17 protein-coding genes are annotated in these 16,489 nt (G+C 43.1%); 6 read left to right on the top strand and 11 right to left on the bottom strand.

Features of this window, described 5'->3' with window-relative positions; all coding sequences use genetic code 11:
* Positions 1–9: 9 nt before the first annotated feature.
* Positions 10–930 (bottom strand): LysR family transcriptional regulator, encoded by a 921-nt coding sequence (locus KPL72_RS08485; protein ID WP_219702450.1) that lies wholly within the window; start codon positions 928–930, stop codon positions 10–12.
* Positions 931–1,098: 168 nt separating this feature from the next.
* On the opposite strand from KPL72_RS08485, the gene KPL72_RS08480 reads away from it, so the two are divergent.
* Positions 1,099–1,692 (top strand): FMN-dependent NADH-azoreductase, encoded by a 594-nt coding sequence (locus tag KPL72_RS08480; RefSeq protein ID WP_212917652.1) that lies wholly within the window; start codon positions 1,099–1,101, stop codon positions 1,690–1,692.
* A 90-nt stretch (positions 1,693–1,782) separates the two neighbouring features.
* On the opposite strand, the gene KPL72_RS08475 is transcribed toward KPL72_RS08480, so the two are convergent.
* On the bottom strand, positions 1,783–3,945 hold the full coding sequence (locus KPL72_RS08475) for a Tex family protein (RefSeq protein ID WP_219702449.1): 2,163 nt from the start codon (positions 3,943–3,945) through the stop codon (positions 1,783–1,785).
* Positions 3,946–4,317: 372 nt separating this feature from the next.
* Here KPL72_RS08475 and KPL72_RS08470 point away from each other — a divergent pair, with 372 nt between their 5' ends.
* Complete coding sequence (locus KPL72_RS08470) at positions 4,318–4,716, top strand: H-NS histone family protein (protein ID WP_212917650.1); 399 nt, start codon at positions 4,318–4,320, stop codon at positions 4,714–4,716.
* A gap of 71 nt (positions 4,717–4,787) precedes the next feature.
* Here the strand turns inward: KPL72_RS08470 and trmB are convergent, their stop codons facing one another.
* The 5 genes from trmB to KPL72_RS08445 form a co-directional block, all read right to left on the bottom strand.
* The gene (gene trmB, locus KPL72_RS08465) at positions 4,788–5,501 is read right to left on the bottom strand and encodes a tRNA (guanosine(46)-N7)-methyltransferase TrmB (RefSeq protein WP_212917649.1); all 714 of its coding nucleotides are present in this window, start codon (positions 5,499–5,501) and stop codon (positions 4,788–4,790) included.
* 181 nt (positions 5,502–5,682) lie between these two features.
* The gene (locus tag KPL72_RS08460; protein WP_212917648.1) at positions 5,683–6,150 is read right to left on the bottom strand and encodes a DUF423 domain-containing protein; all 468 of its coding nucleotides are present in this window, start codon (positions 6,148–6,150) and stop codon (positions 5,683–5,685) included.
* A 3-nt stretch (positions 6,151–6,153) separates the two neighbouring features.
* Entirely contained in the window at positions 6,154–7,137 is a 984-nt protein-coding gene (locus tag KPL72_RS08455) for a WD40 repeat domain-containing protein (protein ID WP_212917647.1), read from the bottom strand.
* Positions 7,109–7,579, bottom strand: coding sequence for a sigma D regulator (gene rsd, locus KPL72_RS08450; RefSeq protein WP_212917646.1), 471 nt, complete (start codon positions 7,577–7,579; stop codon positions 7,109–7,111). Before rsd ends, KPL72_RS08455 begins: the two co-directional genes overlap by 29 nt.
* A 172-nt stretch (positions 7,580–7,751) precedes the next feature.
* Entirely contained in the window at positions 7,752–8,258 is a 507-nt protein-coding gene (locus KPL72_RS08445; RefSeq protein WP_212917645.1) for a disulfide bond formation protein B, read from the bottom strand.
* Between the two features lie 152 nt (positions 8,259–8,410).
* Here KPL72_RS08445 and KPL72_RS08440 point away from each other — a divergent pair, with 152 nt between their 5' ends.
* Positions 8,411–8,833 carry a flagellar basal body-associated FliL family protein gene (locus KPL72_RS08440; protein WP_212917644.1) on the top strand — a complete coding sequence of 141 codons (423 nt, stop codon included), beginning with the start codon at positions 8,411–8,413 and terminating at the stop codon, positions 8,831–8,833.
* Between the two features lie 152 nt (positions 8,834–8,985).
* Here the strand turns inward: KPL72_RS08440 and KPL72_RS08435 are convergent, their stop codons facing one another.
* From KPL72_RS08435 to KPL72_RS08420, 4 genes are all read right to left on the bottom strand, one after another.
* The gene (locus KPL72_RS08435; protein ID WP_212917643.1) at positions 8,986–9,270 is read right to left on the bottom strand and encodes an oxidative damage protection protein; all 285 of its coding nucleotides are present in this window, start codon (positions 9,268–9,270) and stop codon (positions 8,986–8,988) included.
* Between the two features lie 100 nt (positions 9,271–9,370).
* On the bottom strand, positions 9,371–10,546 hold the full coding sequence (chrA, locus tag KPL72_RS08430) for a chromate efflux transporter (protein WP_219702448.1): 1,176 nt from the start codon (positions 10,544–10,546) through the stop codon (positions 9,371–9,373).
* Positions 10,547–10,567: 21 nt separating this feature from the next.
* Positions 10,568–11,617 carry an A/G-specific adenine glycosylase gene (gene mutY / locus KPL72_RS08425; RefSeq protein WP_212917641.1) on the bottom strand — a complete coding sequence of 350 codons (1,050 nt, stop codon included), beginning with the start codon at positions 11,615–11,617 and terminating at the stop codon, positions 10,568–10,570.
* A gap of 53 nt (positions 11,618–11,670) precedes the next feature.
* The gene (locus KPL72_RS08420; protein ID WP_219702447.1) at positions 11,671–13,929 is read right to left on the bottom strand and encodes an AsmA family protein; all 2,259 of its coding nucleotides are present in this window, start codon (positions 13,927–13,929) and stop codon (positions 11,671–11,673) included.
* Between the two features lie 265 nt (positions 13,930–14,194).
* Between KPL72_RS08420 and hisB the strand changes: the two genes are divergently transcribed.
* Genes hisB through hisF form a run of 3 tightly spaced genes read left to right on the top strand, consistent with a single transcriptional unit; the run spans position 14,195 to position 16,303 of the window.
* The gene (gene hisB / locus KPL72_RS08415; RefSeq protein ID WP_072838962.1) at positions 14,195–14,788 is read left to right on the top strand and encodes an imidazoleglycerol-phosphate dehydratase HisB; all 594 of its coding nucleotides are present in this window, start codon (positions 14,195–14,197) and stop codon (positions 14,786–14,788) included.
* 12 nt (positions 14,789–14,800) lie between these two features.
* Positions 14,801–15,478 (top strand): imidazole glycerol phosphate synthase subunit HisH, encoded by a 678-nt coding sequence (gene hisH, locus KPL72_RS08410; RefSeq protein ID WP_212917639.1) that lies wholly within the window; start codon positions 14,801–14,803, stop codon positions 15,476–15,478.
* A gap of 51 nt (positions 15,479–15,529) precedes the next feature.
* Positions 15,530–16,303, top strand: a complete 774-nt coding sequence (hisF, locus tag KPL72_RS08405; protein ID WP_212653523.1) for an imidazole glycerol phosphate synthase subunit HisF — start codon at positions 15,530–15,532, stop codon at positions 16,301–16,303.
* Positions 16,304–16,489: the final 186 nt, after the last annotated feature.

Here is a 16,489-nt window from a genome sequence, read left to right as displayed (position 1 = left end):
AGGATTGATCTAGGACTGGGAAGGAATAGATGAACGTCTTGGGCAAGCATTACATTCAGCCTGAAGGAGTTCCACTAGAAGTCTCGTAGCAGGGCCGGTTCGCTCACCTTTGCCAAAGATGGCATACATATGAAAATTGCGCTCACTACCAGAGATCAATTTCAGCTTTTTGAGCTTACCGCTTTGCAAGGCGTATTCTAAATCGGCCTTTGGTAGCCACGCGAAGCCTATGCCGCTAGTCACAATTTCTAAAGCGGATTGCACACTCGATACCGTCCAACGTCGATCAGTACCAAGCCAACCAGCATCAATAGAGGTTTCAGATGCCGAGTCTCGAATAACAATTTGTAATTCTCGGCTCAAGCGCTCGTTATTAATAGGGTCTGCTTCTTGATGCAAAGGGTGACTCGTCGCCGCTACCGCGATCATTTCCACTTCAACAATAGGGTCCGCCAAATAACCTTTTGGGACGATAGAACTTAGCACCAAATCTGGACTACCTTTTCGCAGTGCCTCTTCACCGCCACTTAATACCGCTTCTTTAAGCTGAACTTGCGTTCCTTGGCTTTGTGGCTCGAAAGCTTGTAAGGCGCGAAGCAAGGCCGGTGTTGGAAAGGCTTGATCGACCACTAGCTCCAATTCAGGCTCCCAACCTTGTCCCAGTGTGTGAGCCAGCTCTTCAAGATCAACGGCTTCTTTTAACAAATGCCTTGAGCGACGTAACAAAACTTCGCCGCGCTCTGTTAGCTTGGCTTTTCGCCCTTCAATAATTAGCAACGGATAACCTAGCTGCTCTTGAAGCTTCGCTACTGTGTAGCTGACAGAAGATTGGCTTTTATGAAGCGCTTCTGCGGCTTGGGCAAAACCACCTTTATCGACAACAGATTGCAGTACTCGCCATTGCTCTAGGGTTACTCTCGGGGCTTTCAAGAAAATTCTCTTATATAAAGTATATGAAAGATAAATATATCGTATTTTTCGATCAATATCTCCAAAAAATGTCACTTTTTAATCGAATAATTTGGTTATAAGATGGCTTTATTATCAAGTGACGAGCCATCTTGGCTCACTTAAGATTACCGAGGAGAAATTATTACAATGGCTACTTTATTACGTATCGACTCTAGCGCTTCTGGCGAAAACTCTAAATCACGTCAACTAGCAAACGAATTTGTTGCAAAATGGTTAGCGAAAAATCCTGAAGGCAAAGTCGTTGCTCGTGATGTGACAGCAAATCCACTACCGCATTTCACTGGCGAGACATTAGGCGCTTTGTTTACTCCTGAAGCTGATCGCTCTGCTGAACAACAAGCGATTGCTGCGATTGGTGATGAACTAATTACTGAGCTAGAAGCTGCTGATGTGGTTATCGTTTCAGCTCCTATGTACAACTTCGGCATTCCTTCTACATTGAAGTCTTACTTTGACTATATTGCTCGTGCAGGCCGTACATTTAAATACACTGAAACAGGTCCTGTTGGTCTGGTAAACAAAGATGCTTATATTTTTGCAGCAAGCGGCAGCCTACTAGCTGGCACTCCAGTTGACCACCAAGTACCACATATTCAAACATTCCTAGGCTTCATAGGCCTAAATGTAAAAGAAACTTTCATTGCTGGCGGTCAAGCACTTGGCGAACCAGGCGAAGAATCTTTCAACCAAGCAAAAGCGCAAATCGCCGTTGCTGTTTAAGGTTAACTTTTATCCCTTTTAAGTTAGTTTTACTGGTTACACTCCAAAACCGATTAGAATTTTCTAATCGGTTTTTTTAGGTCCTTTCAATTAAAGCCCATTGGCTTTCAGAGCAATACGCTTGCGCTGCACGTCCACTTCTAACACGGTGACATTGACCACTTGACCCACTCGTACTAAATCCCTTGGGTCTTTAACAAACCGATTTGCCAATTGCGAAATATGAATCAATCCATCTTGATGCACACCCAAATCAACAAAGGCACCAAATGCCGCCACATTAGTCACAACACCTTCTAACGTCATGCCTTCCTGCACATCTTCAAGTTTTTGTACGCTATGATCAAAAGACGCATAGCGGAACTCTGGCCGTGGGTCTCGCCCTGGCTTCACAAGCTCATTGAGAATATCCGTATAAGTAAAGTCTCCGGCTTGAGCAAAGCTTGGTGCCATTTGCTTGAGCTGCTGCAAGGCAGCGCTATTGTTAAGTAAGTCTTTCGCTTTTAGTTTCAAATGCGCAGCCATTTGCTGCACTAAAGGGTAGGATTCAGGATGTACACCGGACTGATCCAAGGCTTCTTTTCCATTTAATATTCTTAAAAAACCAGCACACTGCTCAAAGCATTTTTCACCGATGCCTTTTATCTTTAACAGCTCGCTTCTAGACTCGATTCGCCCTTTCTGCTGACGATAATCCACAATATTTTGGGCCAGCCGATTGGTTAAACCAGAAACGTAAGACAATAAAGAAACCGAGGCGAGGTTAATATCTACGCCAACACGGTTCACACAATCTTCAACCACATTGGCAAGGGATTTAGATAACTGAGATACTTTCACGTCATGTTGATATTGACCAACCCCTATTGCTTGCGGATCAATTTTTACCAATTCAGCAAGTGGATCTTGAAAACGACGGGCAATGGAAACCGCGCCTCGTATTGTGACATCCAAATCTGGAAATTCCTGTATTGCTATTGGCGAAGCAGAATACACAGAGGCGCCTGCTTCACTGACAACCACCGCGCGACAATCTAGATTCGATTCAGTAATAAGAGCTTTAACTAACGCCTCGGTCTCTCGTGAAGCGGTACCATTACCTATCGCCACCCAACCGATACGATGCTGATGAATTAACTTAGATAATATTGCATTCGCTTCTTGTGTACGATTCTGAGGTCCATGGGGATAAATAACACCGTGATCTAACAATGAGCCTTGCTCATCGATCACAGCCAGTTTCACACCATTACGAAAGCCTGGATCGACACCTAATACTCGATAAGCGCCTGCTGGGGCAGCCATTAATAAATCTTGAAGATTATCAGCAAAAACCTGAATAGCCCCCTCTTCCGCTCGGTCTTTCAATTGTGCAAGAACATCTGTTTCTAATTTGGGTAAAAGCTTATTTTCCCAAGCCGTATTTAAATACTTACGCTGTACAGGCGTCACTCTATGAGACGCCGATTCGTTAGTATCAAGCAATTGATTAAAATGAGGAAATATTAATATGCTAGGAAAGTTTTCTTCATTTTTTAAGGAGACACTCAACTTTAGTATGGACTCTTTTTTCCCTCTAAAGAGAGCAAGCAAACGATGAGGAGGCACCTTATTAATTGCTTCTTGATAATCAAAATAATCTCTAAATTTCTCACCTTGTTCTTTTTTGCCTCGTAAAACCCGACTGGTTAAAAGACCGTCTTTAAGTAATACTTCGCGGCCTTTTTTTAGAACATCACTGTCATTTGCAATGGTTTCATTCAATATTTCAGTTACACCCTCTAATGCTGACGCCGCTGATAGCACAATGTTATTTTGCTTACACCATGCCTCAACTGCAGATATGGTGTCTGAACGCTGACCAGTCCATATCTGTGCTGCAAAAGGCTCTAGCCCATGCTCTTTTGCTTCATCCGCTTTGGTCTTACGGGTTTTCTTAAACGGCGAGTACAGATCCTCTAGCTCATTTTTAGAAATGGCATTTTGTATTTTTCTTCTTATGGAATCCGATACATTCTGGTCTTCTGCTAATAACGAAAGAATACTTTCTTTACGTTTTTTTAATTCTACTAAATACTGCCACCTATCAAAAAAAGAGCGTAAATCCATATCGCTCATACCACCCGTATTTTCTTTTCTGTACCGAGCAATGAATGGCACAGTTGCGCCATCTTCAAATAATTGAATAATATTATCGCTGTACTTTTTTAATATAGAAAACTCTAAGCTTAAGTTATCTGATATGGAATTCATTTATTACCCTATTATTTACACTTTTCTAACAGTTTAAACACGTTATTTGATTAGCATCTTAAGTTATTTTTTATTAAAATCCACACTCAAACTTGAAATAGTATAAAATTACATCACAATGTACTGACAGCAATTCAATGTTTTTTACAGGCATGAATTAATATTGAGTTTGCAATACAAGATAAACATTCATTTTCTTCTTTGGTTTAGATTCGCAGTCTGACTGAAAAGAGATTTTCTCTATCTTAGAAGACTTTAGATTTATTGATTTTAACACGCTACTGGGTGTAAAAGACGGATCTATTTTTCAGTACAGGACCAACCAGTTATATAAGAGACAACCAGTTCTTAACAGATAAATAGGGGACACCAATGAGTTTATTACTAGAATTAGCAGGCAACAAAGCGAAAGCACGTGCTGCTGCTAAAGAGTTGACCGTTGCTCAACTTGAAAACCTAATTGCAGGCTTCAACAATGCGCTTGAAAAAGCAAAAGAAGAAGAAGCTGCTCGTGATGCAGAACAAGCTCTTAAATCTGCTCGTGCAGAAGAAATTGCTAGCCTAATCGCTAAAAGCGGTCTAACTATGGAAGAAGTTGCATTGCTAACTACTCCAAAAGCTGGCGCAACAAAAGGCAAAACAGTTGAACCTAAATACCGTCTAAAAGTAGATGGCGAAACTCACGAGTGGACTGGCCGTGGCCGCACACCAAAAGTATTCCAAGAATACTTTGATGCAGGCAACAGCCGTGAAAGTGTAGAAATTAAATAATTTCAGCTTTCTCTGAATAATAAAAAAGCGACTCATTGAGTCGCTTTTTTATTGGCTAAACACTAGGTCGCTTAGCTGCTTTGTTTCGTATAAATCAAATCCCAAACACCGTGACCCAAACGCTCACCGCGCTGTTCAAATTTAGTCAGAGGACGCCATTCTGGTCGAGGATGGTATAACCCCTTACCCGCTGCGTTCTGATAGCCTTCTTGGACTTCCATTACTTCCATCATATGTTCAGCATAAGGCTGCCAATCTGTTGCCATATGAAAATGTCCGCCATCTTTTAATACATTCGCTACTTGCTGAGCAAATAAAGGCTGAACAATACGACGCTTGTTGTGCTTCTTCTTATGCCAAGGATCAGGGAAGAACAACTGAAATGCACTGGCGGTTTTCTGCGGCAGACAATTCGCCATTACTTCAATCGCATCATCACAGTACACGCGTAAATTAGTGATACCTTCTTCTTTTGCTAGCATCATCAATTTAGCAACACCCGGTGGATGCACCTCAATACCGATAAAGTCTTTCTCTGGCGCATTCTTCGCCATTTCAACAAGGGAGGCGCCCATGCCAAAGCCCACTTCAAGCACCACGTCTGAGTCACGACCAAACACGGCTGTATAGTCAATTCGACCATCAGCAAGATCCAAACCATATACGGCCCAGTTCGCATCGTAGTTCTTTTGCTGACCTTCGGTCATGCGACCACCGCGTACTACAAAACTACGAATGGTGCGTTTTTTGATAGGTTCTTGATTGTCTGTATTGTGCTCTTGCATGGAGTAATATCGCTTAAGTGTGTTCTATTTTAATTAACCTGAACAAAACTCAATCCGCTCGGCTGAGGTCAATCATTAATTTGTGATGGTTGTTCGGTAAGACTAGCGGGGCGCTATCCTACCGAAAAAAACAGGTGATGTCCTGTTTTTGTTTGCCAGTTTATGAAGGTACGTCGTGCTATTAGATCACACTCTCATAGCTTGATCGCCATAGACGTAATACCAAAAGCCCCCAAGCAATTAAGTAACACAAACCACCCAGCGGAGTGATCGCACCTAATATGGTATAACCCGTTAAGGCCATAATATATAAGCTGCCGGCAAATAACACATTGCCAACAAGAAGAAGTATCAGAATACTTTTACTTGAGGATAAATAAGCTGACAAGGCAACCACCACCAAACCAGCTAAAGCATGATACATAAGGTATTGGCTAGCAGTATGCCACCAACCTAACGCTTTCGGATCTAACATGTCCGTTAATGCATGGGCTCCAAACGCGCCAGCGGCAACAGATATAAAGGCTTGGGCAGCGAAAAAAGCACCCCACTTAAAAAGCAGTCGTATTGATTCTTTTTTTACCTGTTCTTTTTTTATCTGCTCTTGCTTGGAAAGAGATGAAGCTGGTTCAACATCGTGATAAGACATGAATTATTCCAATACATTTAAATAACCATTACTACCAATGGCGTAGTAACGATTACCCGAACCAAAAGCCAACGCTAATACACTCGCGCCACTAGGTCGACTCTTAGGCGTAAAAATTTCCCATTCTTTTTGGACAACCCCGGTACTAACTTGAACCAAAGATACTCGACTACTCACCTCACCAATAAGGATGGATCTGTCATCTTTTGAAAAAACCGCTTGGCTAATAGTAACGTTGCGGTACTTCAGAGCGCCGGTATCAATTTTAGTGAGTTCTTTACCTGTGCTAGTGGACCAAATTTTTGCATTACCCAGCTGGGCAGCACCAAACGCATATTTGCCATCAGCGGACAAAGCCACACTGCCAATAACATTACTTAAAGGCCACTGAAATTTTTTCTCGCCAGTTTGCATATTCCACAAGATGACATTAGAAGAATCATCTCCGGTAATACCCAGCATGCCATCTGGTGTTATATCCACAGCACGAACGGTTGAACCTGTTCGCAAGGTTTGCTTAATACCACCACGTTTAATATCAAAAAACCGCGCAGTCTGATCATTTAAGCCGACTAATGCATAATCGCCGTTTTGAGTCAGTTTCAAAGATTGAATATCACCAGGAGTGGTCCAGAAGCCATCAGACTTACCGGTTGATGTATTCCAAAGAACTAAGGATCGCGCACCACCTGTTGCTGCGAATTGGCCGCTTGGATCAATATCAACACCAAGAAACGACGAATATTCGCCTTGTGCATGATTCCAACTGAAACGACGCTCATTAACAGCATTCACCCAGTAACTGCCGCCATGTTGAATAGAACCAATCAAAGCAGTGGTACCATCATCACTCAGCACAGCAGAATACAATCCCTGCACAGCATATTGAGCAGTTCGCACTGGCGCTTCTGCAGAGCAAGACAATAAAGCTACTGAACAGAAAGCAATTAAGCCAAGCTCAAGCGCTTTTTTCGCTGTGCGCTTCATGTAATTCCTTAATCAACTGATCTTCGTATTGAAACCGTTCAGCGATTACAACTGCCAAAGCCTGCAATGAAAAAGGCAACGCCTCAAGCTGAGCATTACAATGTTCTTTAGTATCATATTTGTCGTTAAATTCGATAGCGACTTCTGTCGAACTATCAATCAGAGGCAACAATTTACGCAACAAAACAACAGCACCATCGTCATGAAATTCTTTCGCTTCAAGAGCTAACTGTTCATAGACAGTGAAATGACCTGCAGAAACATAATCCACCAGCAATTCACAAAATGATTGAATTTTAGGTGTATCGGTCGGCGTAAATTCACCGCGCTCACGTAAATACACGCCCATTTCAACCAATTGTCGGCGCTGCTCTAACCAGCGATCGATAATTATGTGCACTCCGCCCCATCGCTCTTGGGCTGTTTTACAACCTTCTAACATATGCAGACTCCATCAGGCGTTAATTATTATTAAAAATCTTTGTCTCAAGCATATTCCGATACGTTACCCCCTGCAAGGCGATATCCAGGGGGATTTGTAACCTTTTTATAGACCTTTATAGGATTATTGTGCCTGACCACATTGGGTTAAATGCAAACTCAAATAAACACTTTTAGGCAACTATTTTTTTGTTCGCACGCAATGCAATAACAATGTTTACGATAGCCATGCCAACAAAAGCAACTAATGTCCAACCAGGAATACTTAGGCCAAATAGTGTCCAAACGACATCACCACATTCACCAGTCCCCATCACCATAGCTTGCATAATTTCTTGCCATGGAAAAACTTCAAACATATAGCTCAATCCTGGCAAACAAGCTGGAAGCTCGTCCATTGGCAGGCTTTGTAAGTACAAATGACGAATGGCTAACGCCGCCCCAGCAAAAGACAAAACAACCACGACCCAAGAAAATACTTTTCTCGCTTTTTCACTCGCGGTTAAGGCTGATACCAAAGACACCACACCAACACAGAAAAAAACAATGCGCTGCAACATACATAATGGACAAGGCTCTAAGCCCATTTGATATTCCATATAAAAAGCTACGGCTAAAAGAGCAAAAGCCGCAAACGCAACCAAACCATGAAAACGACGGGCAGACAAAAACGAGAACATAGATAAAGATTCCTAAACTTACTAAATGGATATTTTTAATGAATAACAAACCTTACGACAGCGGTAAATCAGTAAAGTGCGAAATTACTACTGACAGAAAGCTTTAATGACAGTTAGTATACTGTCTATTGGAACGAATACGAGAACCTAACATGTCATTGATGATGTCCTTATACCGTAAATCACGTCTATTTACTTTACTCTTACTTTGTAGCCTCACGGGGATGGCTGCGAACGCTGCAGAGGATGGTGCGCCAGCGGCGGCTTATATCGAATTACAACCTACTTTTGTCGTCAATCACCTTGGCAACGATGCTCGACTCAAATATATAAAAACCAGCATTAGCATTCGCACTGACGAGACTAAGAAAGACTTAATCGAAGCCAATATGCCTTTAGTCAGGGATGCATTAGTCATGTTTCTTAGCTCTCGCACGACAGAACAAGTCACCGGCGCGATAGCACGGGAGAAAACACGTGAAGAAGCAGCCATTGCAGTAAACGGCGCATTAAAAGAAGAAACAGGACTTGAGCCGGTGAAAGACATCTTATTCGCTAGCTTTGTCACTCAGTAAACAGTAAACGAAGCTTTGCTCGTTTAGCGCCCAATCTAAAAATCTAAGCTACAAAAATGCCCCTTGCTAAATAATTGGCAAGGGGCATTTTTGTAGCAAGCTTACTTAAAAAGATCTTTTTACAATGTCACAAGCAAATGTAAAAAAATCAATTAAAGTTCTTTAATATCATCTGGATCAACATATCCTGCAAGCTTATCTGTCGCTTCATTATTGAAAAACTTATCCATCTGCTCCATCACATATTTACGCGATTCAGGCTGCATCAAGTTCAACTGCTTTTCATTAATCATCATTGTTTGTAGCTGCTGCCATTCCTGCCAAGCTTGCTTAGAAACATTTTGCAATATCTCTTGGCCTTTTGCCCCAGGCAATGGCGCACGATCCAACGCCTCCATTTCTTTTTGGAACTTTTTACAAAAAACTGTATTCGACATAAGGGCCTCTCGCCGTCATCAATGTATAAAATGAATAATGGCGTTAACACGACAGAATTCAAGGTGCCGATTATTTATCGCCCTTTTAAATGCTGCAGTATTAATAACTCCGAACAAGTCCAACAACAATAAACACCATAATCAGGACAAAAATCGATGGGCGCTTATAGATCAACCAAGCTAATCCTAAGCCTACAATGATAACGTCCACCCAACCGAGCAGACTCGATGTGCCAATCGGATAATACAAGGCAGCTAACAAAATCCCGACTACAGCGGCATTTAAACTCGCCACGGCAGAACGAAACCGAACATGATGCGACAAGCGCTGCCATGCAGCTTGGGCACTTAACATCAGCAGTAATCCGGATGAAAATACCGCTAAGGTAGCCACACCAGCCCAAAGCCAAACATTGCCACCCTCTGGCGTCACCGAAGCACCCAAAAAGCTCGCCATGGTAAACATGGGCCCGGGAACAGCCTGAGCAGCCGCGTAACCCAGCAATAAATCAGATTCAGGGGTTGGGACAAAAGTCGACAACATTGGTAGTACCACATGCCCGCCGCCGAACACTAAAGCCCCTGCGTGATAAAAACCGGCGAACAGACCACTCAATCCGCTATCTAGAAAAAAACTGACAATAAAGCCTACAACAGCAACGGCAAAAAAACACCAAGCAAAACGAATTTTAGGTAAAGACTCAGAAGCAGTTGGAACAATAGAAGAAGTTGCTAAAAAGCCCAAAAGCACAGCAATGAGCAGAACTGCCAAACTAGCAAAACCAGAAGGTGACAAGATAATAAATGCCGCACTAAACAAGGCTAGGCCAGCCATGATTTTACTCTGACAAAACGACCGCCACATACTGATACAAGCGTCTGCGACCACAACAACCGCAAGTAGCTTTAAGGCGTGTACAACAGAATCAAAAAAAACGTTGCCCTGCCAGTGATTACCAAATTGCGCCAGTAATACCATGACAACAAAAGACGGCAAGGTAAAAGCAATAAAAGCAGCTATCGCACCAAGCAATCCAGCACGATGATAACCTAAAGCAAAACCAACTTGACTCGAACCTGGCCCAGGCACAATCTGGCTCAAAGCTACCCATTGAGCATACTGGGTTTCACTCGCCCACTGTTTGCGCTTAATAAAGGTCTGGTTGAAGTAACCAAGATGAGCAGTAGGCCCACCAAAACTGGTAAAGCCTAATAATAAGAAAGAAACAAAAACCTCTACGACGCGTTTAAAATATGAGAGGTTTTTATCTGTCATAGTACGAAGATTCCGAATTCATTAGTCAATTTTTTCCAAAATGCTTCTCACTGGTGCTGGCAACCCTTGCGCCATGGCATCTTGTTGGCTGAACCATTGGTACTTATCACCTTCCATTACCATTTTCATGTCGGTAATTTGAATTTGGCTTGGCGAAATATCCAAATGATAATGACTAAAAGTATGTCTAAAAGATGACAAAGGTGTGACAGCGGCGACCTGCGTAGCAAATCGTTGCTCAATATGCAGCACCACAGATTCTTCTGACGCCAGCTCTGGCAAACTCCAAAGCCCACCCCAAATTCCAGTAGACGGACGTTTTTCTAATAACCACTGCCCTTGTTGATTGGTTAACACCAACAGCTGAATACTCTTCTCTGGTTTGGCGGCTTTTTTCGGTTTACGAATAGGAAACTGTGTTGGATCTTGAGTAAGGCGAGCTTGGCAATCGCTTTGTAACGGACAAAGCAAACATTGTGGTTTTGAGCGTGTACACAGCGTCGCACCTAAATCCATCATGGCTTGCGTATAATCACCACAGCGTTCACTCGGCATATAGTGCTCTGCCAGATCCCACATGGCATTTTCAGTTTTTTTCTCACCTGGCCAAGTTGGCACCGCGTGAAAGCGTGCTAACACACGTTTTACATTGCCATCTAGTATTGCCGCTTGAACACCACGAGAAATCGATAGAATCGCTGCGGCAGTAGAACGTCCAATGCCAGGTAACTCACAAACGCCTTCGACCGTCGATGGAAACTCACTGTCGAATTCATCCACAAGCATTTTGGCCGCCTTATGCATATTGCGCGCACGAGCGTAATAGCCTAAGCCACTCCAATGCGCCAGCACTTCGTCTTGCTCAGCATTGGCCAAGGCTTCAACCGTTGGGAAAGACGACATAAATTTATGGTAATACGGAATCACTGTTGTCACTTGCGTTTGCTGCAACATGATTTCAGAAATCCACACACGATAAGGTGTTTTGTTCTCTTGCCAAGGCAAGCTTTTACGCCCGTACTCATCAAACCACGTTAAAATACGGGGCGCAAAATTTTCAACTGGCTGCATTTATTTCTCACGTAACAATATTCTAAACAATCCACGTCTTAATCGATCCGTGATTAGAACAAGTTCTTTAATTTGTCTTTCAGCTTATCTTTAAGCCTTTCTTCTTCCGCTTTACGTTTTTCTTCTAGTTTGGTTTTCACACGTGCTTTTTCTGCCTCAGCTTTTTCTTTTAGTCGCGCTTTTTCTGCGTCGGCCTTAAGTTTCAGCTCATCCTTTGCCAAGTCAGCAAATAAGTTCCCGAAGCCTTTTATATCAGGACGACATATACCAGCAGGGTCATCACTAAATTGTCCCTTACAGACAATAGGAAATGCCAACTTAGTCACTTTCTCATTAACATGACAGGCCTTATCTAATTCGCTGCCCGCGATACCCACATTCGCTTGGTAATCTAAAGACGAATTTGGCAGTGACACCACACCATCGCCCGTCACCTGAATACCCGCAGAGCTTATTTTTAAACCAGGAGTTGAAACTCGCCCATTCACAATATGAGCAGGAAAGCGCATGGTTTCAAATGGCGTATCAGGACCAAACTGTTGATCATCAATCTTATCTTTACGGATCGCTGCTATGCCTTCGCATACGGTTTTCGTTAGGTTGGTTCCCACCAAAGCGCCGTTTTTAATATCAATCAATAAATCGCCTTGCAATGATGACATTAGCGCATCGACTGTATTGCCTTTAGCACTTAACTCACCATTTAGATAAGTCGCACCCGCAATTTTATTCATGTCCATAAAATCGACTAATAAAGGCTGAATTTGCACACCATCAATAGCTGGTATCACATCTAGAACTGGAGTTTTACCTCGTACATCTAGATTCACCTTTGACGACACACTCCCCTTGTACAAGGAAGCACGAAGTGGAGAAACTTTTACCAGACCATGAGACTGAGTCGAGTCCAATTCAATTTTGTCTATCTTTAACTTCTTAACGATAAGATTCTCAAACACCACACCCACATGACCGTTTAAAGTGCGGATCAACTCCACAGGGATTAAATCCTCTGATGCTGCAGTCGTTGCCGTATCTGCAGTGACCGGCGGCACTTCTGCGGTATTTTCTTCACTTTTTTCGACTGGGGTTGGCAAATAACGATCAAGATTTAAGTTCTTACCAGCAACACTGACGTCCCAACGCAAAGGGGATAAATCCACCACCGCATTGGCTTCAATATTGGTATCATCCATGGCGATAGAAATCGGCTGCGCTGTAATCGAATCTAAATTCCCTTCTAAGGTTATGTTGGCACGCGCTTTGGTTAACGCTGTATCGTCAGACATATCTGGCAAAGGCAAATTTAAACGTGTCATTAAGTAACGAGGATTAAACTCTCCAACAGACAATACAGCTGAAAACTGAGGTTCACTTAACACTTGATAAGCTTGAATTTTTGCATCGACATTGACACCCAGCACACTTAATGCCAAGCCTTCCACTAAGACATTTTCTTGAGGTAAATCAAGATCAACATTGGTGGCGCTAAGTTTCGCGCTTATTGGGCTAGCCGGTAACAAATCGCTTTCAACTTCGCCAGACAAAACCAAAGAGTCTAGAGACAAGGATTCTCTTTCAGGAAAAACTGCAAGATTGGCGTTTAACGTCGCTTTCGCCTTAACCGGTGACTTTCCTTCTAAATCGCTTTGTGTCACGGCGATGTCCATCACCATAGGCCAAGCTTTATCCCATTGAACATCGTTTAACTGTACATTTAGGGTGGCGTTAATGAGCTGTTTAGCTTGCTCATCGCGATATTGCACTTGTGCATTTTCGATGCGTAGTTCATCTAGTTGTATGTCAGGTAATTTGATTTTCTCATCAGTATTATTGGGTGCTGTATTGGCCGTCACGTTGGCAGTATCAGCTGCGCCTGAGGCTTTTGGCGTATTAGCGGAATTGGCCGCTGGCGTGTTGTCAGGCAAGTCTAGCTGCCAATTGCCTTGGCCTTGGGCGTTTTTATTTAAACTAGCCTTTAGGTTAACCAGATTGACTTTGTTAACCTGAATTTTACGCTCAAGCAAAGGCAAGATAGCCAAACCAAACTCAGCGCGATCAAATTGTAAAATTTCAGGGTCAGAGCCGATAGCAACGCCTATGTCCTCCAAACCAAGACCAAGCCAAGGAAAAAATGACCAACTGATATCGCCATCCAAACGCAAGTTAACATTGGCTTTTTCTAAGGCAACACTTTTTAGCTCGTCTTTAAAATCATTTGGATTAACGAACAACATAACGTACGCCAACAAAAGAGCAATGATGACTAATAATCCAGCCACCAGCAGTGAAAGTCGCTTTATCCAAACCATGACAAACTCCTTAAAAAGTGTGGTACTACAAGTGCGCTCAACTTGGCTAGAAGCCTACCTAAGATTGCACTCAATATCGAATATATTGCCATATCATAGCATTCGAAGTAGGAGTTTATCGATGCAATAGAGACAACTCATCAAAAAACACACAGACAAAGCATAGAAGCTAAAGAGCCCACGTTCTATAATGGGGAACTTATGTCATGCTCTTGTATAAAAACGTGGCGACCATTCGTCACCATCACTGTGGAGAAACCAATCAATGTCCGATCGCATTGCCAGTGTCGAGCGTAATACGCTTGAAACTCAGATCAAGGTATCGATTAACTTAGACGGTACCGGTAAATTCAACTGCGTCACAGGCGTTCCTTTCCTTGACCATATGCTTGAGCAAGTAGCACGTCATGGTCTGATTGACTTAGACATCCATGCAGTTGGCGACCTTCACATTGACGCTCACCACACAGTCGAAGATTTAGGTATCACCTTAGGCCAAGCTTTTGACATTGCCGTTGGCGATAAAAAAGGCATTAAACGTTACGGCCACGCTTATGTTCCTTTAGACGAAGCCTTGTCTCGCGTAGTGATCGACTTTTCTGGTCGTCCTGGTTTAGAAATGCACGTACCTTTTACTCGCGGCTCTGTTGGCGGTTTTGATGTGGATTTGTTCTCTGAATTTTTCCACGGTTTTATCAACCACGCCAAGGTGACACTACACCTAGACAATCTTCGTGGTAAAAATACTCACCACCAAGCGGAAACCATCTTCAAAGCCTTTGGACGTGCATTACGCATGGCTTTAGAAGCTGACGAACGCATGGCTGGGCAAATGCCTTCCACTAAAGGTTCTTTGTAGGATTCTCTTAGTATGAGTAATAAGAGTACGGGTGACATGAAAAAATCCACAGTCGCAGTGATCGATTACGGCATGGGCAACCTTCACTCGGTTGCCAAAGCTCTTGAACACGTCGCTGACGAAAATACTTCTGTGATAGTTACAAGCGATCCTGCGGTGATTGATGCTGCAGATCGTGTTTTATTGCCAGGCGTTGGCGCGATTCGTGATTGTATCGGTGAAATGTACAATGCTGGACTGGTTCCTAGCATTCGTAAAGCCATGGCGGAAAAGCCATTTCTTGCTATTTGTGTCGGCATTCAATCTTTGATGTCTCATAGCGAAGAAAACGGCGGTGTAGATTGTTTGAACCATTTCCAAGGCAATGCTTTATTCTTTGGTGAGAAGCACACAGATCATGATGGCAGTAAACTTAAAGTGCCGCACATGGGCTGGAATCAGGTTAAACACACAATAAATCACCCTCTTTGGGCGGATATTCCTGACAACGCTCGCTTTTATTTTGTACACAGCTTTTATGTAGTACCTGAAAATAAAAGCGAAGTCGCTGGTACTTGTGACTACGGTTTGGAATTCTGTGTTGCGCTCGCTAGAGACAATGTTTTCGCCGTGCAATTCCACCCAGAAAAAAGTCATAAAGACGGTCTTCAGCTTTATAAAAACTTCCTTCACTGGGACGGCAAACCATAACAGTGAGCCATCGAGTTATAGAAGCATATTAGATTCTAGGAGCGCCATTTTATGGGCTTAGCAAAACGTATTATTCCTTGCCTTGATGTGGACAATGGCCGCGTTGTTAAAGGCGTTCAGTTCGTCGATATCCGTGACGCAGGCGACCCAGTTGAAGTAGCAAAGCGCTACAACGAGCAAGGCGCCGATGAGATTACTTTTCTCGACATCACCGCTAGTTCAGACGATCGTGAGACAACGGTTCATATGGTCGAAGCCATTGCCAGCCAAGTGTTCATTCCTTTGACTGTTGGTGGTGGCATTCGCACCTGCGAAGACATTCGTCGCATGCTAAACGCGGGGGCAGACAAAGTCGGCATTAATACCGCTGCGGTGTTTAACCCAGAATTTGTTCGTGAAGCCGCACAGCGCTTTGGCTCCCAATGTATCGTTGTTGCCATTGATGCGAAAAAAGTCAGTGCACAAGGCGAGCCAGATAAGTGGGAAATTTTCACTCATGGCGGTCGTAAACCAACTGGGTTAGATGCCGTTGAGTGGGCAAAGAAAATGGTTGAGTACGGTGCAGGAGAAATTCTGCTAACCAGTATGGACCGCGACGGCACTAAAAACGGTTTCGATCTGGGTGTCACTCGCGCCATCAGTGAAGCGGTTCATGTACCTGTTATTGCCTCCGGCGGTGTTGGTAATTTGGATCATCTGGTCGATGGTGTGATTGAAGGCAAAGCAGATGCCGTATTGGCAGCGAGTATTTTCCATTTTGGCGAATACAGCATTCAAGAAGCAAAGCAACGTATGACCGATGCTGGCATTGAGATGCGTCTTTAATCCACTCCTCTAATGACAATTGTCGGCCTAAAGACCGATCTACAGGTGATTTGATTTTTGTAGGTCGGTCTTTAATACGACAAATTTCTTTTATATATGTTGGGGAAGTCAGCATTTTTTGTGCATGGGAAATCTGTTGCTTGCTGCGAATCAACTCTGCCGAGTACAATCCGTAAAATTTAATTT

It is taken from the genome of Marinomonas lutimaris, assembly GCF_019426345.1.
In the GTDB taxonomy this organism is placed as follows: Bacteria; Pseudomonadota; Gammaproteobacteria; order Pseudomonadales; family Marinomonadaceae; genus Marinomonas; species Marinomonas lutimaris.
The sequence above is the reverse complement of the archived record's forward strand: the minus strand, read 5'-3'. Positions and strand labels throughout refer to the sequence as shown.